Origin of the sequence: Streptomyces sp. NPDC101181, assembly GCF_044767975.1 — a bacterium.
In the GTDB taxonomy this organism is placed as follows: Bacteria; Actinomycetota; Actinomycetes; order Streptomycetales; family Streptomycetaceae; genus Streptomyces.
Window position 1 is genome coordinate 302,597 of record NZ_JBIWOX010000006.1, and the last position, 23,225, is coordinate 325,821.

Below are 23,225 nucleotides of genomic sequence, written 5' to 3' on the forward strand. Positions count from 1 at the left end.
CATGTTTGCTCTACGGAGCCAGCGCAACCCCGGAGCGGACAGCCCACCCATCCCACCCGTCCCACCACAGGTCAAATGGGGCACCACTCCGTAACGGCGTGCTGTCGAGCGTATCGAGCTGTGCTCCCCGTCCTTCATTGCCTCTCCTTCAGCTCTAACCCCTTAGATGCGCTTGACAGGTTAGATCTGAAGAGGCACGCTCGAAGGGTCGAACTGACCTCACTGACGGCACGAAAGGGTTAGCCATGGCCGCGGTACGACACCACTACACGTCCGTGCACGGACATCGCGTCTTCTACCGGGAGGCCGGCCCCGCCGACGCCCCGACCATCGTCCTGCTGCACGGTTATCCCACGAGCTCGCGCATGTTCCGGCACCTGATTCCCGCCCTGGCGGACCGCTACCACGTGATCGCCCCCGACCACCTGGGCTTCGGCCAGTCCGCCACGCCACCGGCCGACACATTCGACTACACGTTCGACGCGCTGACGGACGTGACCGAGGCCCTGCTCACCCAGCTGGGTGTGCGGCGCTATGCGATCTACGTCCAGGACTACGGCGCACCCGTCGGCTGGCGCCTGGCTCTGCGCAACCCCGATGCCGTCACGGCGATCGTCTCGCAGAACGGCAACGCTTACGACGAAGGCTTCGTCCCCGAGTTCTGGGCCCCGGTCTGGGCCTACGCGCAGTCCCCGGGTCCGTCGACGGAAGAAGCGATGAGAGGGGCTCTCAGCGAGGAAGCCATCCGCTGGCAGTACCTGCACGGCGTCGCCGAACCGGAGCTCGTGGACCCGGACACCTGGGCCACCGATCACCACGAGATCTCACGCCCTGGTCTCGACCGGATCCAGCTCGCCCTCTTCCAGGACTACGCCAGCAACCCTCCCCTCTACCCCCGGCTCCACGAGTACTTCCGCTCCAGCCAGGTCCCGCTGCTTGTGATCTGGGGCGCGGAGGACGAGATCTTCGGCTCCGACGGCGCACGGGCATTCGCGAAGGACCTGCCGAACGCGGACATCCAACTGGTCTCCGGCGGCGGCCACTTCCTCCTCGAAAGCCACCTCGACACGGTCGTCGGCGCGATGCGCGGCTTCCTGGGTCAGAACACGTCAGAGCGGGCATGACCAGGCGTCGGCGCGGCGGCGCGCAGGAAGCCGGTGAGGCTGCGACGCCCGGACATCGGGCACCGCGGCCAAACCGGCGCACGCTGCAGGTGGCGCTGAACGGAGACAGTTCCCACCCCGCGATGCCCCGCACCGCCGAAGAGACCGCCGCCGATGCCGCGGCGTGTGTGGCGGCCGGTGCGAACCTCCTCCACCTGCATGCCTTCGACGACGACGGTGAGGAGACTCTGGCCGAGGGGCCGGTGGCCCGAGCCATCACAGCCGTACGTGCGCTCTGTCCGGGCGTCCCCATCTCCATGACCACGTTCGCGCAGATCGAACCCGATGCGACGAGGCGACTGAAGCTGATCGCGTCATGGACCACGCTCCCCGACCTCGTCCCCGCGAATCAAGGGGAAGCCGGAATCGTGGAGCTGAGTGAGCTGCTGGCACTGAGGGGGGTGGGTCTGGAGGCGTGCCTCCTGTCCGTCGCCGATGCTGAGCTCTTCGTGCGCCGGAACACTCCCGAGCTCTTCCGCCGTGTCGTCATCGAGGCACTGGACACAGACCCGTCCACTGCCGTCGCCGACGCGGCCGCCATGGAACAGATGGTGACCGAGGCGGGAATGTCACTGGACCAGTTGCATCACGGGTACGGCATCGCGACCTGGGACGTGTGCCGCCGAGCCGCCGAGCGGGGACACGGTATCCGCATCGGTATCGAGGACACGGGCCTTCTGCCGGACGGCCGCCCCGCGGCGGGCAACGTAGAGCTGGTTCAGGCCGCGCGCGACCTGTTGTGAACGTGTGGACCGCCGGGCGGCTCTCGTGGTTCGCCCCGGCCTGAACCATCAGGAGCGTCAAGCCCACCTCCGGCGTCGCCCCGACCGACGGGGCTCCGGCCGCCGACTCCCGACGGCTGGTCCTGTCCAGGGCCTGGTCGGACGTCCTGGAGACGGTGCCGGTGGCGAGGATCCGGCAGGCTCACCTCCGGAGAATTCTTCCCGATCGCCTACATGCCGGGGCCGGTCCAGCAGGTCGCGGCACTCGTCCCGCTCAAGCGGACGGCTCAGGGCCGGTGTTCCGGGAAGGCCCCGGCCGATCGCCTCGATGATCTGGCGAACTCTGAGGAAGGCGCGCTGCCCGTGACGGGGCGCGGTGACGGGAGAAGGTTCCTGTCGGACCTCTACCTGTCGATGACGAGCAGTTCGACGTCGGTGTCGGTGAGCGAGTCAAGGGAGTTCAACTGTTCCGCCGCCAGGACGAGGTCCTCGTACTCCGACCGGAGGACGGGGAGGCGGTAGTACTGGATCAGCAATCCGATGTCGTCCATGGCCAGTTCGGCTTCGTCGTTCTCCACCATACGAACAACTGACGTCAGAGCGCCGACTGGCTTGGGCTGGTCGGCCAGCCGACGGGTCATGCGCAGGGCGACGGAGCGGATGAGAGCAGCGGGTGGATTCAGAGGCGGGTTACCGGGTGGGTGTGCGGAACGCATATCCCGATTCTCTCCTCATGAGGATGGTGGAGCGGGGGAAAGACCGGACCCCGGGTGCCGGAGGGGAGGAATCTTTCTCCGGCACCCGGGGTTGATCACGTCAGAGCGGCCGGATGAGAGCCTTGCCCTACGTGCCTCCGCCACCCGGCCGCCGCCGGGTGCGATCGTGAACCGGGGGCCCGAGCCTGCGAGCCCCCGAACCCGGCACCTGGAGCGAACGGAGCACCATGGGAGAGTTGATCCTCATCCGCCACGGCGAGACCGCGTGGTCCCGCTCCGGGCAGCACACGAGCTGGACCGACATCCCCCTCACCGAGGCCGGGGAACGCCAGGCCCGCGCGCTCGTCCCGCTGCTGGCCGACCGGAACATCGGGCTCACCCTGGTCAGCCCCGCCGTCCGGGCCCGCCGCACCGCCGAGCTGGCCGGACTCCACGCCCCCCGGGTCACCCCCGAACTGCGGGAGTGGGACTACGGGGGCTACGAGGGCATCACCACCCAGGCGATCCGCCGCACCCGGCCCTTCTGGAACCTGTGGACCGACGGGGTCGACCCCGGCTCCGACGAGCACCCCGGCGAGAGCCCCGCGGAGATCGGCCAGCGGGCCGACCAGGTGCTCGCGGGCGTCCGGTCGGCCGCCGACGGACTCGGGGACGCGGACATCGCGCTCGTCGCGCACTCGCACTTCCTGCGTGTCCTCACCGCCCGCTACCTCGGGCTGACCCCGGCCGAGGGCCGCCTCTTCCAGCTGGCCACCGGCGCGGTCTCCCGCCTCGGCACCGAACACGGCCGGCCGGTCGTCGCCGCCCTCAACGTCGCCCTGCCGGAGAGTCTCCAGGTCCGGTGACGAGCCCTCGGCGAAGCCCCTGAGACGCCGGTGGCCGGTACCCCGTCCTCCGGGGTACCGGCCACCGCCCGCACCTGCGCGTGCGGGTCAGGAGATCACCGTACGGGTCAGGAGATCAGCTCCACCTCCGCCAGCGTGGCCGCACCCGTCAGCACCAGCCGGTACTTCGCCCAGGCGCCCGGCCGGTCCACCGAGAAGGCCCGAGTCTGCTTGTCCCAGGCGAAGGACTGGCCCTTGCGGCGGTCCAGGTCCGTCCACCTCTTCCCGTCCGACGAGCCCTGGAGCGTCCAGCCGGTGGGCGCCTTGTCCGCCGACGCCGACGTCAGCGTGTACTGGAGCGCCTTGGTCCGGGCGGTCACCGGCAGTTCCACCGAGGTGACCTCCGCCGTGGTGGCCGAGGTGTTGTCGAAGAGCGCGCCGTCACCCTGGAGCACGTCGCCCTCGGGCGCGGGCACCCGGTCGTCCCGCTGGATGGAGACCGGGGCGGCCTTCTGGCCCGTCCCCCACGAGGAGGGCTCCGGGCCCATGTCGAACTCCAGCGTTCCGCCCCTGGCCAGCACGGAGTGGGGGAGTGCCGTGGAGGTCCACTTCTTGCCGTTGACCTTCACGCCCTGCACGTAGATGTTCCGCTGGCTGTTCTTCGGGGCCTTGACGGTCAGCTTGCGGCCGTTGTCCATGCGGACGGTCATCTTCTTGAACTGCGGCGAGCCGATCGCGTACTCCCCGCTGCCCATCACCAGCGGGTAGAAGCCGAGCGAGGAGAAGAGGTACCACGCCGACTGCTCGCCGTTGTCCTCGTCGCCGTGGATGCCCTGGCCGATCTCGCTGCCGACGTAGAGGCGGCTCAGCACCTCGCGGACCTTCTCCTGCGTCTTGTGGGGCTGCGAGGCCGCGTTGTACATGTACGTGGCGTGGTGGGCGACCTGGTTGCTGTGCCCGTACTGGCCCATCCGCACGTCCCGCGCCTCGGTCATCTCATGGATGACCCCGCCGTAGCTGCCGACGAACTCCGGGCCCGCCGTCTCCGGGGTGGCGAAGTACGTGTCCAGCTTCTTGCCGAGACCCGCGCGGCCGCCGTACAGGTTGGCCAGGCCCCGGCTGTCCTGCGGGGCGGTGAAGGCGTAGCCCCAGCCGTTGGTCTCCGTGTAGTCGTAGCCCCAGACCCGGGGGTCGTACTGGCCGGAGGGCACCCGCCAGTCGCCGTTCGGCTTCCTCCCCTGGAAGAACCCGGCCTTGTCGTCGAAGAGCTTGACGTACTTCTGCGCCCGGTTCATGAAGTACGCGGACTCCTCCTTGTACCGCGCCTTCTTCGTCTTCCGGTACAGCTCCTCGCCCATCCGCGCGATGCCGTAGTCGTTGAGGTAGCCCTCCAGCGACCAGGACAGGCCCTCGTGCGTCGCCGTGTTCGCGTAGCCGGTGAAGACGGAGGTCTCCATGCCCTTGCGTCCGACGCCGGAGGACGGCGGGGCCACCGTGGCGTTCTTGACCGCCGCGTCGTACGCCGCCTCCGCGTCGAACTTCACGCCCTTGACGTACGCGTCGGCGAACGCCACGTCCGAGCTGGTGCCGGTCATCAGGTCCGCGTAGCCGGGGGAGGACCAGCGCGAGGTCCAGCCGCCGTCCTTGAAGTGCTGCACGAAGCCGTCCACCAGCTCACCGGCCTTCTTCGGGGAGAAGAAGGAGTAGGCGGGCCAGGTCGTGCGGTAGGTGTCCCAGAAGCCGTTGTTGACGTACACCTTGCCGTCGACGATCTTCGCGCCCGTCCGCGTCGGGGTGTCGGCTCCGACCGGCTTGGAGAAGGGGCTGGCGTACCGGTTCTTGCCGTTCACCTTCTCGTGGCCGGAGTTGGGGTAGAGGTAGAGCCGGTAGAGGCTGGAGTACAGCGTGGTGAGCTGGTCCTCGTTCGCGCCCTCGACCTCGATCGTCCCCAGGATCCTGTCCCAGGCCTGCTGCGCGGTGCGGCGCACCTTCTCGAAGGAGGCGGACTCCGGGATCTCCGATGCCAGGTTCTTCTTCGCCTGGTCGACGCCGATCAGCGAGGTGGCCAGACGCAGGTTGACCGTGCGGTCCTTGCCCGCGTCGAAGCGGAAGAAGCCCGTCACGTCGTCACCGCCGCCGCCCTTCAGCCTGCCGCTGTCGGTGACCGGCGCGTCGAAGACGCCGTAGACGAACATCCGGGTCGCCCCGGTGGACAGACCGCTCTTGACGTCCGTGTAGCCGGAGAAGGAGCGGGTCTCGGGATCCAGGGTGAGGCCGCCCGCGTTGGAGACGTTGTCGAAGACCAGGCTGGCGTCCTTGCCGGGGTAGGTGAACCGCATCCGGGCCGCGTGGTCGGCCGGCGCCATCTCCGCCTTGAGGCCGTTCTCGAAGGTGACCCCGTAGTAGTGCGGCCTCGCCACCTCGTTCTCGTGCCGGAAGGGCAGGGCGCGGGCGGTGCGGGCGGCGTCCGGGGTGCTGCTCGCGACCGAGGGCATCACCTGGAAGGTCTGCCGGTCGCCCATCCAGGGGCTCGGCTCGTGGCTCGCGCTGAAGGCCTGGAGCGTGGGGAGGTTGTCCGCGTTGTTGCCCCGGTGGTAGTCGTACAGCCAGCTGAGCGAACCGGCGTTGGTCACCGGCGTCCAGAAGTTGAAGCCGTGGGGCACCGCGGCGGCCGGAATGTTGTTGCCGCGCGAGTAGCCGCCGGAGGAGTGGGTGCCGCGGGTGGTCAGCGCGTAGTCCGACAGGTGCGCCTTGGGCTTCTCCGGCTTCCGCGGGGCGATCGAGAGGTCGTCGATCCAGCCCTGGAACTTGGCCTTCCCCTTCGGCGAGTCGTACGCCACCAGGATCCGGTCGACCGTCTTGCCGGCGGCGACGCCGCCGATCCGGGCGGAGACCTTGTTCCACTGGTTCACATACAGCCGCTTGGCGTCCGCCTGGCCCTGCGGGGTCAGCAGCCCGCCGTGGCTGTCGGTGGCCTTCAGCTCGCTCAGATAGGTGCCGTCGGTGAAGGCGAGGTCCACCGCCACATGCGTCGCCGGGTAGGCGAGGTCCGTCTCGCTCATCTGCGGATGGACCAGGTAGGACAGCTCGGTGTCCCGGGTGACGACGGTGTTCACGTCGAAGATCTTGTTGTACGAGTACGCCCGCCCGTCCGCCTGGTGCGTACCCGCGTAGCGCAGTGCCCTCTTTCCGGTGAATCCCACGCCCGACTTCGCGGTGGGGGAGCCGGAGGGGCCGCGGTCGGGGTGGCTGCGCATCTCCTTGGGCACCGGGGTGGAGGCGTCACCGTTCGAGAACTGAACGTCGGCGAGCTGGAGCGCGTCCGCACCGCCGTTCGCGGTGATCTCCAGCCGGAAGTGCCGGTAGGCGGTGCCGGAGGCGAAGTCGTACGTCTTCGTCTCGAGCCGCTTGGCGAAGGTCTCGCCCTTGCGCGTGTCGAGGGCGGTCCACTCCTTCCCGTCCGCCGAGCCCTGGAGCGTCCAGTCCCTCGGGTCGCGCTCGGCGTGGTCGTTGGCCGAGGTGAGGGCGTACGTCACGACCTGGATGGGTTCGTCCAGATCGAACTCGACCCAGCCGGTCTTCGCGAACGCCAGCCACTTGGAGGCCGGTTCGACGTCGACCAGGTTCTCCTTGACCTCGCCGCCCGCCGCGTTCTCCGCGCTGGCCCGGACCTCGGTGACCCGGTCGGTGACGTTGCCCGGGATGCCGGAGGAGAACCCGCCGTCGATCCCGGAGGCGCGCTCCTTCCCGTCCGGGCCGGCCTCGACGGTGTCGCGCCAGTCCGGCTGCCTCTCGTCGGCCTCGAACGAGCTGGTGAACGTCCGCTCGCCGGAGGGCTTACGGTCCGGCGCGGCCGGCTGGGCGGAGGCGACCGCCGGGGCGATCACCACCAGTGCGAGGGAGGCCGCCAGGGCGGCCGCTGTGGGGGTCCGTCTCCGGCGCCGGGCCGGGCGGGGGACCGTGTCGGGCGCCTCGTCGGAGCCGTGGTGAAGACCGCGTGGTGGCTGCATACCGAGCCATTCCTCCCCGGGAAAATGCATGGACAACGTTGTCATAGCGGGATGCAAGGACCAGTAGGTGGTCAAGCGACAGGGCGTGTCAAGGGTGTTGGCGCTCCGTGGCCCGACGAACCGGCCGCAATGCGGAGATAGCCGCCCCGGGGGGCGGGTGTGCGAGGAAGAGGTGTCCGTGAGGTCTCAACTCGGGAAAGACTGCCGCCCAAACCTGCTTTCGATCTTGCTCAGTTGGCGGCGAGTGGACTATACCTGTCGGCGTCCGTACGCCGGTTTTCCCGCGGGTGTACGCGCGCGGGAGACTTGAGGACGGTCGCGAGGACGCCGGGGGCGTCCGCGCTGTAGTCTCCCGAAACCTCAACGACACCGGCCGGGCCGGTGCGTCGGCACATCTGCATATCCGCACCACCCAAGCGCAACTGACCGCGGTGGCGGGGCCCTTCGCCTGAGGCGAGTTTTCGACGGGCGACCGGCACACCGCCTGAGTCCTGGAGAAGGCGAGGACTTGAGCATGGGATCCACCTCCGCCCACAACAATGAGGGCCTTGGCCGTCGCGATCTGATCAAGCGTTCTGCCGCACTCGGCCTGATCGCTGTTCCGACGATGAGCTTCCTGTCCGCCTGCGCGAGCGGCAGCGGTGACAGTAGCGACAACAAGGTCGAAAAGGGCGAAAAGACCGAGAAGAACCCGCTCGCCGTCAACGGCAGCGCCCCGCTGGAGATCGTCATCTTCGACGGCGGTTTCGGCACCAAGTACGCCGAGGACGCCAAGGCCGTCTACGAGAAGACCTACCCCGAGGCGAAGGTCAAGTTCTCCGCGACGCAGAAGATCCAGTCGGTCCTCCAGCCGCGGTTCAACGGTGGCACTCCGCCGGACCTGATCGACAACTCCGGCGCCCAGCAGATGGACATGGGCGTCCTCGTCGGCAAGAAGCAGCTCACCGACCTGACGGCACTCCTGGACGCCCCCTCCGTCGACGACCCCGCCAAGAAGGTCCGCGACACCCTGCGGCCCGGCATCGTCGAGATGGGCCAGTTCGACGGCGACCCGGTCTGGATCATGTACTACGCGTACACGGTCTACGGCGTCTGGTACTCCCAGACCGCGCTGGAGAAGCTCGACGCCACGTACCCGGAGAACTGGGACGACATGCTCGCGCTCTGCGCGAAGGCGAAGAAGCAGGGCATCGCCGGCTGGACCTACCCCGGCAAGCACCCGTACTACATCCCCTTCTCGCTCTACCCCTTCATCGGGAAGATCGGCGGCGTCGAGGTCCTCGACGCCATCGACAACCTGGAGCCGAAGGCCTGGGAGCACCCGGCGGTCAAGGCGGCCTTCGAGGCCTACTACGAGCTCTACGCCAAGGGCTACATCCTCAAGGGCACCCCCGGCCTGGACCACCGCGGTTCGCAGGGCGCCTGGGCCCGCGGCAAGGCGCTGTTCATCCCGAACGGCTCCTGGGTGGAGAACGAGGAGGCGGCGATCATCCCCAAGGACTTCAAGCTGTCCGTGGGCGCGCCCTCCAGCCTCGACTCCTCGGACAAGCTGCCCTTCGGCACCCTCTGGGCCTCCGGCGGGGAGCCGTTCATCGTCCCGAGCAAGGCGAAGAACCCCGAGGGCGGCATGGAGCAGCTGCGCATCATGCTCAGCGAGGCCTCCTCCAAGTCCTTCACCAGCAACACCAAGTCGCTCTCCGCCTTCAACGGCGGCACCGACGGCATCGAGCTGTCGGACGGCCTGAAGTCCGGTGTCGCCGCGCTGGAGAAGGCGGGCACCAACGTGGTCAACCCCCGCCTCCAGGACTGGTACGTGAAGCTCCAGAAGGAGCAGATCGGTGTCGCCGCGCTCGGCGAGATGATGGCGGGCCGCGCCACCCCGGCCGAGACCATCAAGAAGATCCAGGCCTTCGCCGACGCGACCGCCAAGGACCAGTCGATCAAGCACTTCAAGCACCAGTGATCACGCGTCACCAGCGGCGGGCAGCACGGGAAGGTCGGAGTCGGTAACGATGCAACACGGTAAATACCGGTTCATAGTCGGGTTCTTGGTGGTGCCGATGACGTTGTACGTCGTCTTCGTCATCTGGCCCTTCATCCAGTCCATCTACTACTCGTTCACGGACTGGACGGGGCTGAGTCCCGACTTCAAGATGGTCGGGTTCGACAACTACACCAAGATGCTCGACGACGACGTCTTCTGGAAATCGCTGCAGCACAGCGTGCTGCTGGCCGTCCTGCTGCCGCTGGTGACGCTGGGTCTCGCGCTCTTCTTCGCGTTCATGCTCAACGTGGGCGGGCGGCGTCGCAAGGGCGCCGCCGTCACCGGAGTACGGGGCTCGGGCTTCTACAAGATCGCCTACTTCTTCCCGCAGGTCCTCTCGATCGCGATCGTGGCCATCCTGTTCCAGTTCGCCTTCGACCCGACCCAGGGCATGATCAACGGCATCCTCAAGGGCGTCGGCTTCTCCGACGTACCGGACTGGCTGGGCGACCCCCAGCTGGCCCTGTGGGTCATCATGGGCGTCCTGGTCTGGGGCACGACCGGCTTCTTCGTGGTGCTGTTCTCCGCGGGCATGGCTTCCATCCCCAAGGACTTCTACGAGGCCGCCCTGCTGGACGGCGCGAGCCGCTTCACGACCTTCTTCCGGATCACGCTGCCCCTGCTGTGGGACACGGTCCAGTCCGGCTGGGTCTACATGGGCATCCTGGCCCTCGGCGCCGAGGGCTTCGCCATCGTCCACATCATGAGCGTCGGCCCCGGCGGGCCCGACTACTCGACGACCGTCCTGCCGCTGTACGTCTACCAGGCGGCGTTCCGGGACGGGCAGGCGGGCTACGCGACCACGATCGGTGTCGCCCTGCTCATCGTCACGCTGGCGTTCGCCGCCATCGTGATGCGGCTGGGCCGGCGCGAGCGGCTGGAGTACTGATGAAGACCACTGACACCCCTCCCGCCGGGGCCGAGGCGGCGAAGGTACCCGCCCAGCGCTCCGGGACCACCGGCGGCGACGCGCCGGGCCCCGCGAAGACCACCGGGGGCAACGTCCTCAACGTCTTCTCGCACGGTGTGCTGATCGTCTGGGCGATCATGGTCGTGCTGCCGCTGTTCTGGGCGGTGATGTCCTCGTTCAAGACCGACTCGGACATCTTCAACACCCCCTGGTCGCTGCCCGGTTCGCTGAGCTTCGACGCCTGGGGCCGGGCCTGGAGCCAGGCCCACATGAGCGAGTACTTCCTCAACACCATCATGGTGGTGGGCGGTTCGCTCGTCGGCACCCTGGTCCTCGGCTCGATGGCCGCCTATGTGATCGCGCGCTTCGAGTTCCCGGGCAACCGGTTCATCTACTTCCTGTTCGTCGGCGGCATGAGCTTCCCGATCATGCTGGCGCTGGTCCCGCTGTTCTACGTCATGGACAACATGGGGCTGCTGAACACGATCCACGGCCTGATCGCGGTGTACATCGCCTACTCGCTGCCGTTCACCGTGTTCTTCCTGACCTCGTTCTTCCGTACGCTGCCGACTTCGGTGGCCGAGGCGGCGATCATCGACGGGGCCTCGCACACCCGGACGTTCTTCCAGGTCATGCTGCCGATGGCGAAGCCCGGCCTGATCAGCGTCGGGATCTTCAACTTCCTGGGGCAGTGGAACCAGTACATGCTGCCCACCGTGCTCAACACCGACCCGGAGAAGCGGGTGCTGGCCCAGGGCCTGGTGGAGCTGGCCGCCAGCCAGGGCTACAAGGGCGACTACTCCGGCCTCTTCGCGGGCCTGGTGATCGCGATGCTGCCGGTGCTGGCCGCGTACATCGTCTTCCAGCGCCAGGTGGTCTCCGGACTGACGGCGGGCGCGCTCAAGTAGGTCACAGCTCCACAACGACCCGGTGCCCCGGCGGACTCGATCCGCCGGGGCACCGGGCTGTCACGGCCGTGCCGGTGCTCAGGTCTTGACGGGAGGCACCCCCGAACGGTCAGCTTAGAGTTCACATGTTGGAGGAAGCCGGGGTCTCGTCGCTGCGGCCCCGGCCGGGGCGGTCCTCTCCGGGCCGCCCGCCAAGGGCAGGAGTGGATGAGTCGATGGAGACTCCCGGGTCGCAGACATCGCTGCACAGGGCCAATCTGGAGCGGGTCGTCCGCGCCGTACGGATGGCGGGATCGCTCACCCAGGCGGAGATCGCCCGGAGCACCGGGCTGTCCGCGGCGACCGTCTCCAATATCGTCCGTGAACTGAAGGACGGCGGCACGGTCGAGGTCACCCCCACCTCGGCGGGCGGCCGCCGGGCCCGCAGCGTCTCGCTCAGCGGCGACGCGGGCATCGTCATCGGCGTCGACTTCGGCCACACCCACCTGCGCGTCGCCGTCGGCAACCTCGCCCACCAGGTGCTCGCCGAGGAGGCCGAGCCGCTGGACGTGGACGCCTCGTCCGCCGAGGGGTTCGGCCGGGCGGAGGTGCTGGTCAAGCGGCTCATCGAGGCCACCGCCATCGGCCCGGACAAGATCATCGGCGTCGGGCTCGGCGTCCCCGGCCCCATCGACGTCGAGTCGGGCACGCTCGGCTCCACCTCGATCCTGCCGGGCTGGACCGGCATCAACCCCAGGGAGGAGCTGGCGGGCCGCCTCGGCGTCCCGGTCTACGTCGACAACGACGCCAACCTCGGGGCGCTCGGCGAGCTGGTCTGGGGGAGCGGCCGCGGCGTCAAGGACCTGGCGTACATCAAGGTCGCCAGCGGGGTCGGCGCCGGTCTGGTGATCGACGGCACCATCTACCGCGGCCCCGGCGGCACGGCGGGCGAGATCGGGCACATCACGCTCGACGAGTCCGGCCCGGTCTGCCGCTGCGGCAACCGCGGCTGCCTGGAGACCTTCACCGCCGCCCGCTACGTCCTGCCGCTGCTCCAGCCCAGCCACGGCCCCGGGCTCACCATGGAGCGGGTCGTCCAGCTGGCCCGCGAGGGCGATCCCGGGTGCCGCCGGGTGATCGGCGACGTGGGCCGCCACATAGGCAGCGGGGTGGCCAACCTGTGCAATCTGCTGAACCCGAGCCGCGTGGTGCTCGGCGGTTCGCTGGCGGAGGCCGGGGAGCTGGTCCTGGGGCCCATACGGGACTCCGTGTCGCGGTACGCGATCCCCAGCGCCGCCCGGCAGCTCTCGGTGCTCCCGGGGGCGCTCGGCGGACGTGCCGAGGTGCTCGGCGCGCTGGCCCTGGTGCTCAGCGAGATGGGGGATTCGACCCTTTTGGAGAGCACCCTCCCCGCGGCGACTCCTGCCTTCACTTAGATAACGAATGGCACCGTTGTCATCTCGTTAAGGATTTACTCCTTGACGCTGAGGCCCTGGCCGAGTTGACTTCCAGCCACCTCGGCCGCAACGTCGCGGCCTCGTCAGGGAGGTTCGAGAATGAACACGCGTATGCGACGTGCCGCCGTTGCCGTAGCCGCCACCACGATGGCGGTCTCGCTGGCCGCCTGCGGGAGCGCCAAGGAGTCCGGTGACAAGGCCGAAGGAGGCTCGGAGAAGAAGGGCGACGACCTGAAGATAGGTCTGCTCCTCCCCGAGAACCAGACGGCCCGTTACGAGAAGTTCGACCGCCCGATCATCGAGAAGAAGATCGGCGAGCTCACCGGCGGCAAGGCGGAGGTCACCTACGCCAACGCCAAGCAGGACGCGAACACGCAGTCGCAGCAGGTCGACACCATGATCACCAACAAGGTCGACGCCCTCATCCTGGGCTCGGTCGACTCCAAGGCGATCGCCAACAGCGTCAAGAAGGCCAAGGACGCGGGCATCCCGGTCGTCGCCTTCGACCGCCTCGCCGAGGGCCCCATCGACGCCTACACCTCCTTCGACAACGAAGAGGTCGGCCGGGTCCAGGGCAAGGCCCTGCTGGAGGCCCTGGGCGACAAGGCCGACGGCGGCCAGATCGTCATGATGAACGGTGCGATCACCGACCCGAACGCCGCCCTCTTCAAGAAGGGCGCCAAGTCCGTCCTGGACGGCAAGGTGAAGTACGGCAAGGAGTACGACACCAAGGAGTGGAAGCCGGAGAACGCCAACGCCAACATGGAGGCGGCGATCACCGCCCTCGGCAAGGACAAGATCGCGGGCGTCTACTCCGCCAACGACGGCATGGCGGGCGGCATCATCACCGCCCTCAAGGGCGCCGGCCTCTCGCCGCTCCCGCCGGTCACCGGCCAGGACGCCGAGCTCGCGGGTGTGCAGCGCATCGTCACCGGTGAGCAGTTCATGAGCGTCTACAAGTCCTACCCGGCCGAGGGCATCGTCGCCGCCGAGATGGCCGTGGCCCTCGCCAAGGGCGAGAAGCTCGACTCCATCGCCACCTCGGAGGTCGACAGCGCCACCACCAAGGGCGTCCCGACGGTCCTCGTCCCGGTCGTCTCGCTGACCAAGGACAACATCAAGGACACCGTCATCAAGGACGGCATCTGGACGCTGGACGAGATCTGCTCGGCCAAGTACAAGGCCGCCTGCGACAAGATCGGTCTGAAGTAGTCCGCCGGGCCCGGCCGCCCCGCGCGGCCCGGCCCCGCCCGAGCCGTACCCCGCCGCCCGCGCGGCGTCCGTACGGCGGCACCGCCCGCGTACGCGGCGCCGCAGCCCGGCCCGCACGCGCCACGAAGCCCGTCCGGCGCCCCGCCCACCCGACTGTCCCGCTGCCGGGCGGGGCGCCGGACGGAACAGCTTCCCCGTTCCTCTGTTCTCTTCATGCTCGACCGCCGCGCCTTCCCCCGGTCGCGGCATCCCCGCCGGTCAGGCGGCGAAGGAGATGGTTCACGTGTCCGCTACGCCCGTGTTGGCGTTGCGAGGGGTCTCGAAGCGATTCGGTGCCGTACAGGTACTCACCGATGTCGAGCTAGAGGTCCACGCCGGTGAGGTGGTCGCCCTGGTCGGCGACAACGGCGCCGGTAAATCAACGCTGGTCAAGACGATCGCCGGAGTCCACCCCATCGATGAGGGCGTCATCGAGTGGGACGGCCGGGCCGTGCGGATCGACAAGCCGCACGACGCCCAGAACCTCGGTGTCGCGACCGTCTATCAGGACCTCGCGCTGTGCGACAACATCGACGTCGTCGGCAACCTCTACCTGGGCCGGGAGCTGCGCAAGTTCGGCATCCTGGACGAGGTGGAGATGGAGCGCCGCTCCCGCGAGCTGCTGTCCACGCTCTCCATCCGCATCCCGAGCGTCCGCATCCCGATCGCCTCGCTCTCCGGCGGTCAGCGCCAGACCGTGGCCATCGCCCGCTCGATGCTCGGCGAGCCCAAGCTGGTCATCCTCGACGAGCCGACCGCCGCCCTCGGCGTCGAGCAGACCGCCCAGGTCCTCGACCTCGTCGAGCGACTGCGCGAGCGGGGCCACGCCGTCATCCTCATCAGCCACAACATGGCCGATGTGAAGGCCGTCGCCGACAAGGTCGCGGTCCTCCGGCTGGGCCGGAACAACGGGGTCTTCGATGTGAAGACCACCTCCCAGGAAGAGATCATCTCCGCCATCACCGGCGCCACGGACAACGCCGTGACCCGACGTGCGGCCCGTAACGCGGAGGTTTCGAAGTGACCACCGACGAGACCTCCACCACGCTGGACAAGACCGGCTCCGCGGACGCGACCGGCACCGCCTCCGGCGCCCCGGTGGGCAACCCGGAGGCCGCCGACGGCGCCGCCACGGTCGTCGACCCCCGCCTGCTCATCCGCGAGCAGGGCCTCGGCGGCTACCTCACCGAGTTCAAGCGCAAGATCAGCGGCGGTGACCTGGGGTCCATCCCCGTGGTCGTCGGCCTCGCGATCATCGCCATCGTCTTCCAGAGCATGAACTCCGAGTTCCTCTCCGCGAAGAACATCAGCGACATCGCCGTCACGATGGTCGCCACCGGCATGATGGCCGTCGGCATCATCTTCGTGCTGATGCTCGGCGAGATCGACCTCTCGGTCGGCTCCGTCTCCGGCGTCTCCGGCGCCCTGGTCGCGGTGCTCAGCGTCACCCAGGGCATGAACGAGTGGCTGGCGATCGTCGTCGCCATCGTCAGCGGCGCGGCGATGGGCGCGATCCACGGCTTCTTCTTCGCCCGGATCGGTGCCCCGGCCTTCGCCGTCACCCTGGCCGGTCTGCTGTTCTGGCTCGGCTTCATGCTCCAGCTGCTCGGCGACTCCGGCACGATCAACCTGGACGGCGACGGGGTGGTCGGCAAGCTGACCACGTACTACTTCACCGACGTCGCCGCCGCCTACGGGCTCGCCGTCGTCGCGGTCGTGGGCTACTTCCTCTCCGCCCTCCTGGACACCCGGCGCCGTGAGGCCGCGGGCATCCCGTCCCGGCCGGTCGTCGACATCGCGGTGCGCACCGCCGTCCTCGCGGTGTTCGCGTTCGCCGCCGCGTACATGTTCAACCAGTACCGCGGCCTGCCGCTCGCCCTGGTCCTCTTCCTGATCGTCCTGGTCGGCACGGACTTCCTGCTCCGCCGTACGGCCTACGGGCGGAAGATCTTCGCGCTCGGCGGCAGCGTCGAGGCCTCCCGGCGCGCCGGTATCAACGTCACCGCGATCCGGATCTCCGTCTTCTCCATCGCGGGGACCTTCGCGGCGATCGGCGGCCTGTTCTGGGCCTCCAAGATCGCGGCGGCCAACCAGGGCTCCGGCACCGGCGACCTGCTGATGAACGTCATCGCGGCGGCCGTGATCGGCGGCACCAGCCTCTTCGGCGGCCGCGGCCGCACCTGGAACGCGCTGCTCGGCGTCATGGTGATCGTCTCCATCCAGTACGGACTCTCGCTGGAGGGCATCGCCACCCCGATCCAGTACATGGTCACGGGCGCCGTGCTCCTGGCGACGGTCGTGATCGACTCCGTCACCCGGAAGACCCAGAAGACCGCGGGCCGCGCCTGACGGCTCAACCCCGCGCGGGTGCCCGGCGTCCCCAGGGACACCGGGCGCTCGCGCATGTCCGGGTACCGCTACAACCGGGCCGCCCGCTGCCCGCGTCCGGGAGCGGAACATTAGACTCATCGGATCGGCACGCTCGATCAGCTCAAACGCAAGGAGGCACGGGTGGATCTGCTGACCCGCATCAAGGGACCGCGCGACCTGGACCGGCTCAGCCTCGGTGAGCTGGAGCAGCTCGCGGACGAGATCCGCACCTTCCTGGTGGACGCGGTGTCCAAGACCGGCGGTCACCTCGGACCCAACCTGGGCGTCGTCGAGCTCACCATCGCCCTGCACCGCGCCTTCGACTCGCCGAAGGACAAGGTCCTCTGGGACACCGGTCACCAGGCCTACGTCCACAAGCTGCTCACTGGCCGCCAGGACTTCTCCCGGCTCAAGAGCAAGGGCGGCCTCTCCGGCTACCCCTCCCGCGCCGAGTCCGACCACGACATCATCGAGAACAGCCACGCCTCCGGGGTCCTCGGCTGGGCCGACGGCATGGCCAAGGCGAACGAGGTCCTGCGCAAGGACGACCACGTCGTCGCGGTCATCGGTGACGGCGCGCTCACCGGCGGTATGGCCTGGGAGGCGCTGAACAACATCGCCGCCGCCAAGGACCGCCCCCTGGTCATCGTCGTCAACGACAACGAGCGCTCGTACGCTCCCACCATCGGCGGCCTGGCCAACCACCTGGCCACGCTCCGTACGACCGACGGTTACGAACGGTTCCTGGCCCGTGGCAAGGACTTCCTGGAGCGCACGCCCGTCGTCGGCCGCCCGCTGTACGACACCCTGCACGGCGCCAAGAAGGGCCTGAAGGACTTCATCGCCCCGCAGGGCATGTTCGAGGACCTCGGCCTGAAGTACCTCGGCCCGATCGACGGCCACGACATCGAGGCCCTGGAGTCGGCGCTCCAGCGCGCCAAGCGCTTCGGCGGCCCGGTCATCGTGCACTGCCTCACCGAGAAGGGCCGCGGCTACACCCCGGCTCTCGAGGACGAGGCCGACCGCTTCCACGCGGTGGGCAAGATCCACCCGGACACCGGTCTGCCGATCTCCTCCTCCGGCCTCGACTGGACCTCCGTCTTCGGCGAGGAGATGGTCAAGCTCGGCCACGAGCGCGAGGACATCGTCGCGATCACCGCGGCCATGCTCCAGCCCGTCGGCCTCGGCAAGTTCGAGGAGGCCTTCCCGGACCGGATCTACGACGTCGGCATCGCCGAGCAGCACGGCGCGGTCTCCGCGGCGGGCCTGGCCACCGGCGGCCTGCACCCGGTCTTCGCGGTCTACGCCACCTTCCTCAACCGCGCCTTCGACCAGGTCCTGATGGACGTCGCCCTGCACCGGTGCGGCGTCACCTTCGTGCTGGACCGGGCGGGCATCACCGGCACCGACGGGGCCTCGCACAACGGCATGTGGGACATGTCGATCCTCCAGTGCGTGCCCACGCTCCGGATCGCCGCCCCGCGCGACGCCGACCAGGTCCGCGCCCAGCTGCGCGAGGCCGTCGCCGTCGACGACGCGCCCACCGTGGTCCGCTTCTCCAAGGGCGCCGTCGGCCCCGCCGTCCAGGCGGTCGGCAAGGCCGGCGGGATGGACGTCCTGCGTGAGCCGAGGGCGGACCGCCCGGACGTCCTGATCGTCTCCGTGGGCGCGCTCGCCCCGATGTGCCTGGAGATCGCCGACCTGCTCGACGCCCAGGGCATCTCCTCCACCGTCGTCGACCCCCGCTGGGTCAAACCGGTCGACGAAGCGCTCGCCCCGCTCGCCGAGCGCCACCGCGTCGTGGTCACGGTCGAGGACAACAGCCGCGCCGGAGGCGTCGGCTCCGCCGTCTCCCAGGCGCTGCGCGATGCCGGGGTCGACGTACCGCTGCGTGACTTCGGCATCCCGCCGGTCTTCCTCGACCACGCCTCCCGCGGTGAGGTCATGGCGGAGATCGGGCTGACCGCGCCGGACATCGCCCGGCAGGTCACCGGCCTGGTCGCCAAGCTCGACGGCCGTTTCGCCGGCCGCGCGGTGGAGCCCGCCCGCGACTGACCCGAACCGATCTGTTTTCGGGCCCACGGGCCGGGAAGACGACCCCTGTCCGGGTGGTTCTCCCGGCCCATTCGCATGAAACGGGCCAACTGGCGCGTTCTGGTGCCTCGCGGTCCTCATCATGGCGTTCACATCGAGTGCGTGGAGGTACGCAGGTGAGCGCGCAGGTCACACCGCCCAGCGGAAAAGGCATCTTCCGCACGAAGTCCGTCGAGCAGTCGATCCGCGACACCGAGGAGCCGGAGCACGCGCTCAAGAAGTCCCTCTCCGCGCTGGACCTGACGGTCTTCGGCGTCGGCGTCATCATCGGCACCGGCATCTTCGTGCTCACCGGCAAGGTCGCCAAGGAGACGGCCGGACCGGCCACCGCCATCGCGTTCGTGGTCGCCGGGGTCGTCTGCGCACTGGCCGCCCTCTGCTACGCCGAGTTCGCCTCCACCGTCCCGGTGGCCGGATCGGCGTACACCTTCTCCTACGCCTCGCTCGGCGAGCTGGTGGCCTGGATCATCGGCTGGGACCTGGTGCTGGAGTTCGCGCTGGGCACGGCGGTGGTGGCGGTCGGCTGGTCCGGTTACGTCCGCTCGCTGCTGGACAACGTGGGGTGGGCGCTGCCCGACGTGCTCTCCGGCACCGACGTGGCAAAAGGATTCGGCTTCGACATCCTCGCCTTCGTCCTGGTGCTGCTCCTGACCTGCGTCCTGGTGGTCGGGATGAAGCTCTCCGCCCGGGTCACCTCGGTCGTCGTGGCGATCAAGGTCGGCGTGGTGCTCATCGTGATCATCGCGGGGCTCTTCTTCGTCAAGGCCGACAACTACAAGCCCTTCGTCCCACCGTCCGAGAAGCAGTCCTCCGGCTCCGGCTGGGACGCCCCGATGGTCCAGCTGATGTTCGGCTACGAACCCACCAACTTCGGTGTGATGGGCATCTTCACCGCCGCCTCCATCGTCTTCTTCGCCTTCATCGGCTTCGACGTCATCGCCACCGCCGCCGAGGAGACCAAGCTGCCCCAGCGTGACATGCCGCGCGGCATCCTCGGCTCGCTCGTGATCTGCACGGCGCTCTACGTGGCGGTCTCCATCGTGGTCACCGGCATGCAGCGCTACAGCGAACTCACCGTCAGCGCCCCGCTCGCGGACGCCTTCAAGGCCGCGGGGCACCCGTTCTACGCGGGAGTGATCAGCTTCGGCGCGGCGATCGGCCTCACCACGGTCTGCATGATCCTGCTGCTGGGCCAGACCCGCGTCTTCTTCGCGATGAGCCGCGACGGACTGCTGCCGCGCTTCTTCTCCAAGACGCACCCGCGCTTCCGGACCCCGTACCGTCCCACGATCCTGCTCGGCGTCATCATCGCGATCGTCGCCGGGTTCACCAGCATCGACGAACTGGCCACCCTGGTGAACATCGGCACGCTCTTCGCCTTCGTGGTCGTCGCGCTCGGCGTCCTGGTGCTGCGCCGCACCCGCCCCGACCTGCCCCGCGCCTTCCGCACCCCCTGGGTGCCGGTGCTGCCCATCGCCTCGGTGGCCGCCTCGGTGTGGCTGATGCTCAACCTGCCCGCGGAGACCTGGCTGCGGTTCGGGGTCTGGATGGCGCTCGGCGTGGTGATCTACTTCGCCTACGGGCGCTCCCGCAGCCGGATGGTCAAGGAAGGCCGCTAAGGGCTGTCCTCGGATCGCGGCAGCGGTCGGACCGTGCGCGGGCCCACGCACCGGGCCCCGTGCGCCTCGACCCGCTGCCGCAGTCCGCGGTCGGCGGTCACCACGACGCACTCCCGGCCGGGGGCCGCCGCGGCCGCCAGCCCGGCGATCAGGTCGTCACCGCTGCCCGGGGCGGAGACCACGTCGACGCCCGGCACGGACGCGACGCCCCGGGCGGCCCCCTCGACGACGAGCACGATCTCCACCGGGCCGGGCAGCCCCGGCAGCCCCTCCGCCGCGTACCGCACCAGCGAGTCCCGCAGCCGCTCGGCGGCCCCGCGCCGGTCCCGCCACCACCCGTCGGGAACCGAACCGACCACGTTGGCCGCGTCCACGATCAGCAGCGCCGCTTCGTCCTCACCCATGCGGGCAGGGTGTCACGCGCGGGTGGCGCGAGACACCGTCAGCCGCCGGTGGCGGGGGACTTCTTCGCTTCCTCGGGGATCGTGGCGTCCTCGCGGATCGCCTTCCACAGCTGACCGGCCTGCGGCTCGGCCGCGACCACCCGGTTCGGGTCGATCCTGTCGTACGCCACCGGCAGCATGATCGTCTCCATCGACGCCGGGTCGACACCGTCCATCGAGCGGGCGAACTGGGCCAGCGAGGTGAGCGAGGCGAGCCCCGAGTCGGTGGTGAGCGCCTTGGTGGCGGCGTTGGCGATCCGGTAGGAACCGGCCGGACTGCCCAGCAGGTCCTGGGACCTGACCTCGCTCAGCAGGGCCAGCAGGAACTGCTGCTGGAGCCCGATGCGGCCGAGGTCGCTGCCGTCGCCGATGCCGTGCCGGGTCCGGACGTACGCGAGGGACTCGGTGCCGTCCAGTCTCTGCGGGCCCGCGCTGAGGCGCAGTCCGCTCGCCTTGTCGTCGATGTCCTGGGGGACGTCGACGGTGACTCCGCCGATGGCGTCGACCAGGTCCTTGAAACCGGCGAAGTCGATCTCCAGATAGTGGTCGATGCGCACACCGGACATCTTCTCCACCGTCTTCACCACACAGGCCGGACCGGCCTGCGCGTAGACGGAGTTGAACATGACCCGTTCCCTGGCGGGCAGCGGCGAACCGCCGTTCCCGGCGCACTCGGGCCGGTCCACCAGGGTGTCGCGCGGCACGGAGACGGCGACGGCCTTCGACCGCCCCTCGGGTATGTGCACCACCATTGCGGTGTCGGAGCGGGCGCCGCCGACGCTCCCGCCTCCGCCGAGCTCCTCGTTCTCTGCCCCGGCCCGTGAGTCCGACCCCAGGACCAGCAGGTTCTGCCCGCTGGTGGGCAGCCTCTCCGGACGGTCCTCGCCGAGCGCCTTGTCGATGTCGACGCCCTTGATGTTGCCGTCCAGCTCGCTGTACAGCCAGTAGGCCGTGCCGCCGCCGGCGAGCAGCAGGACGAGCAGGACACCGAGCGCGATCCTGAGCCCGCGCCGGCGCCGGGGCGGCCTGGCCGCTCGTCGGGAGGTGCGGGAGCCCGGGGGTATGCCGTCGTCGCTCATCCTGTGCCAAGTCCCTTGGTCTCGCGGCCCCGTGGGGCTGTGGCGGGTGGACTCGGGTGGGGGAGGGGCCGGTCCGACAGTCGTGGTCCGGTGAACTATAGACAAGGAGTCGAGCATCCGTGCGAGTCCTGTGTAGGCTCGTCCGGCCCGCCGGAGCGCCGTGTCGCCGTCGACCGGCGGGTGATCCTCGTCGACCGGGGACCGGCTGTTCACCCCGGCGCACGCCTCCCGCGTCCAGCCGCGGTACTGACACCGTACGAGAGCCCGGGGCGCGTCGGCCGACGCCGGGACCCCGCCAGAACCGGAGAGCGCCACCATGTCCGCAGCACCGTCCGGCCTGCACACCGGCATCGACACCTCTGACGCGTATCCGGTGCACTACCGCTTCAGCCCGGCCAAGAAGGGCAACCAGCACCTCGTCGTCGTCTTCGCCGACATCGCGGCGCCCGACGACTACGGCTGGTCGAACGGCGTCTTCGACAAGCTGCGCGCCAACGTCCTGTGGATCCGCGACCACTTCGACGGCCGCAACAGCTACTACCTGTGCCGGGGGATGGACTTCACCCTGGAGCGGTCCGTCCTCGCGCTGATCGCCACCGTGAGGAACTCCCTCGGGCTCACCCCCGGCCAGTGCACCCTGTGGGGCGGCTCCAAGGGCGGCAGCGCCGCCCTGTACTTCGGGCTCAAGTACGGCTTCGGCAACATCGTGGCGCTCGTACCGCAGTTCCTGATCGGCACCCATCTGCGCAAGCACCCCGAGACCGCCCGGTTCATGATGGGCGAGGTCACCGAGCGGAACATCCAGGTCCTCGACCGGGTCATCCCGGACCTGGTGACCTCCGGGGCGAACCGGGGCGCCCACATCTATCTGCTCTCCTCCCCGCAGGACGAGCAGTACCCCGTCCAGGTCGAGCCGTTCCTCCCGCTCCTCCAGGGCTACGAGAACGTCAACCTCATCCTCAGCGACTCCCCGCACATCAGCGGCCACACCGAGGTCATCCGGCGCAACGTGCCGATGCTCATGGGGCTGGTGAACTTCCTCATCGACGGGATGCCCCCGCGCCTGGGCCACGTCGTCAACGGGCGGGAGCGCCCGGAGGCCGACCGGTCGGCCATCGACGCCTTCCTCAAGGCCACCTCACAGATCCGGGACACCTTCCCCGCACCCCTGGTGCACACGCCGGTACCGGGCCAACACGTCGGGGCGGCCGTCCGGTTCACCGGCTTCGCCCCGGGCGCGGTACGGGTCGGCCTCCGGGAACGCGGCGCGTCCCTCGGCTCCCCGGACGTGGCCGCCGACGGCAGCTGGTCCTGGGAGCCGCCCGGACCCATGGCGCCCGGCGACCACCTGGTGCGCGTCTTCGCGGTGGACCCCGCCGGATTCGCCTCCCCGACGACCGACGTCGCCTTCCGGGTGGGGAACGGCCACGCCGCGTCCCGCCGCTGACCGCTCAGCCGGTGGTGAAGCGTGGCAGCGGCACTCCGGTGACCCCGGCCGGCGGCAGGCCCGAGGGCATCTTCCCTGCCCTTCTCCGCATGACGGAGCGGGGGGGGGGGGGGGGGGGCCGCGGGCGGGCCCCCCCCCCCCCCCCCCCCCCCCCCCCCCCCCCCCGCGCCCCCGCCCCCCCCCCCCCGG

The 23,225-nt window shown here is 69.4% G+C and carries 17 protein-coding genes; 13 read left to right on the forward strand and 4 right to left on the reverse strand.

What is annotated here, in order from left to right; translation table 11 throughout:
- The first annotated feature begins 245 nt into the window (after window positions 1-245).
- Together ACIRRU_RS12470 and ACIRRU_RS12475 are read left to right on the forward strand one after the other, a co-directional pair.
- Window positions 246-1,124: an alpha/beta fold hydrolase gene (locus ACIRRU_RS12470; protein WP_403679107.1), complete on the forward strand. Its 879-nt coding sequence runs from the start codon at window positions 246-248 to the stop codon at window positions 1,122-1,124.
- Window positions 1,121-1,906, forward strand: a complete 786-nt coding sequence (locus ACIRRU_RS12475; protein ID WP_403679108.1) for a 3-keto-5-aminohexanoate cleavage protein — start codon at window positions 1,121-1,123, stop codon at window positions 1,904-1,906. Before ACIRRU_RS12470 ends, ACIRRU_RS12475 begins: the two co-directional genes overlap by 4 nt.
- A gap of 383 nt (window positions 1,907-2,289) precedes the next feature.
- On the opposite strand, the gene ACIRRU_RS12480 is transcribed toward ACIRRU_RS12475, so the two are convergent.
- A complete protein-coding gene (locus ACIRRU_RS12480; protein WP_403679110.1) occupies window positions 2,290-2,466 on the reverse strand; it encodes a hypothetical protein in 177 nt (58 codons plus the stop codon).
- A 362-nt stretch (window positions 2,467-2,828) separates the two neighbouring features.
- Here ACIRRU_RS12480 and ACIRRU_RS12485 point away from each other — a divergent pair, with 362 nt between their 5' ends.
- On the forward strand, window positions 2,829-3,446 hold the full coding sequence (locus ACIRRU_RS12485) for a histidine phosphatase family protein (protein ID WP_403679112.1): 618 nt from the start codon (window positions 2,829-2,831) through the stop codon (window positions 3,444-3,446).
- A gap of 107 nt (window positions 3,447-3,553) precedes the next feature.
- On the opposite strand, the gene ACIRRU_RS12490 is transcribed toward ACIRRU_RS12485, so the two are convergent.
- Complete coding sequence (locus tag ACIRRU_RS12490) at window positions 3,554-7,435, reverse strand: GH92 family glycosyl hydrolase (protein ID WP_403679147.1); 3,882 nt, start codon at window positions 7,433-7,435, stop codon at window positions 3,554-3,556.
- 514 nt (window positions 7,436-7,949) lie between these two features.
- Here ACIRRU_RS12490 and ngcE point away from each other — a divergent pair.
- The 9 genes from ngcE (at window position 7,950) to ACIRRU_RS12535 (ending at window position 20,067) form a co-directional block, all read left to right on the forward strand.
- Entirely contained in the window at window positions 7,950-9,398 is a 1,449-nt protein-coding gene (ngcE, locus tag ACIRRU_RS12495) for an N-acetylglucosamine/diacetylchitobiose ABC transporter substrate-binding protein (RefSeq protein WP_403679113.1), read from the forward strand.
- A 49-nt stretch (window positions 9,399-9,447) separates the two neighbouring features.
- Window positions 9,448-10,368, forward strand: coding sequence for a sugar ABC transporter permease (locus ACIRRU_RS12500; RefSeq protein ID WP_363201368.1), 921 nt, complete (start codon window positions 9,448-9,450; stop codon window positions 10,366-10,368).
- Window positions 10,368-11,297: a carbohydrate ABC transporter permease gene (locus ACIRRU_RS12505; RefSeq protein ID WP_403679116.1), complete on the forward strand. Its 930-nt coding sequence runs from the start codon at window positions 10,368-10,370 to the stop codon at window positions 11,295-11,297. Before ACIRRU_RS12500 ends, ACIRRU_RS12505 begins: the two co-directional genes overlap by 1 nt.
- A 215-nt stretch (window positions 11,298-11,512) precedes the next feature.
- The gene (locus ACIRRU_RS12510) at window positions 11,513-12,712 is read left to right on the forward strand and encodes an ROK family protein (protein WP_403679118.1); all 1,200 of its coding nucleotides are present in this window, start codon (window positions 11,513-11,515) and stop codon (window positions 12,710-12,712) included.
- A gap of 120 nt (window positions 12,713-12,832) precedes the next feature.
- Window positions 12,833-13,945, forward strand: a complete 1,113-nt coding sequence (locus tag ACIRRU_RS12515; RefSeq protein WP_363201371.1) for a sugar ABC transporter substrate-binding protein — start codon at window positions 12,833-12,835, stop codon at window positions 13,943-13,945.
- Window positions 13,946-14,219: 274 nt separating this feature from the next.
- Window positions 14,220-15,008 (forward strand): ATP-binding cassette domain-containing protein, encoded by a 789-nt coding sequence (locus ACIRRU_RS12520; protein ID WP_363201372.1) that lies wholly within the window; start codon window positions 14,220-14,222, stop codon window positions 15,006-15,008.
- Window positions 15,005-16,333: a sugar ABC transporter permease gene (locus ACIRRU_RS12525; RefSeq protein ID WP_403679120.1), complete on the forward strand. Its 1,329-nt coding sequence runs from the start codon at window positions 15,005-15,007 to the stop codon at window positions 16,331-16,333. The genes ACIRRU_RS12520 and ACIRRU_RS12525 overlap by 4 nt, the downstream gene beginning before the upstream one ends.
- A 162-nt stretch (window positions 16,334-16,495) precedes the next feature.
- Entirely contained in the window at window positions 16,496-18,409 is a 1,914-nt protein-coding gene (dxs, locus tag ACIRRU_RS12530) for a 1-deoxy-D-xylulose-5-phosphate synthase (RefSeq protein ID WP_363201374.1), read from the forward strand.
- 191 nt (window positions 18,410-18,600) lie between these two features.
- On the forward strand, window positions 18,601-20,067 hold the full coding sequence (locus tag ACIRRU_RS12535; protein WP_403679148.1) for an amino acid permease: 1,467 nt from the start codon (window positions 18,601-18,603) through the stop codon (window positions 20,065-20,067).
- Here the strand turns inward: ACIRRU_RS12535 and ACIRRU_RS12540 are convergent.
- On the reverse strand, window positions 20,064-20,471 hold the full coding sequence (locus ACIRRU_RS12540) for an NTP pyrophosphohydrolase (protein WP_403679122.1): 408 nt from the start codon (window positions 20,469-20,471) through the stop codon (window positions 20,064-20,066). The two genes, ACIRRU_RS12535 and ACIRRU_RS12540, sit on opposite strands and share 4 nt — an antisense overlap.
- Before the next feature lie 38 nt (window positions 20,472-20,509).
- Complete coding sequence (locus tag ACIRRU_RS12545; RefSeq protein ID WP_403679124.1) at window positions 20,510-21,589, reverse strand: LCP family protein; 1,080 nt, start codon at window positions 21,587-21,589, stop codon at window positions 20,510-20,512.
- A gap of 316 nt (window positions 21,590-21,905) precedes the next feature.
- Here ACIRRU_RS12545 and ACIRRU_RS12550 point away from each other — a divergent pair, with 316 nt between their 5' ends.
- On the forward strand, window positions 21,906-23,036 hold the full coding sequence (locus ACIRRU_RS12550) for a hypothetical protein (protein WP_403679126.1): 1,131 nt from the start codon (window positions 21,906-21,908) through the stop codon (window positions 23,034-23,036).
- The last annotated feature ends 189 nt before the right edge of the window (window positions 23,037-23,225 follow it).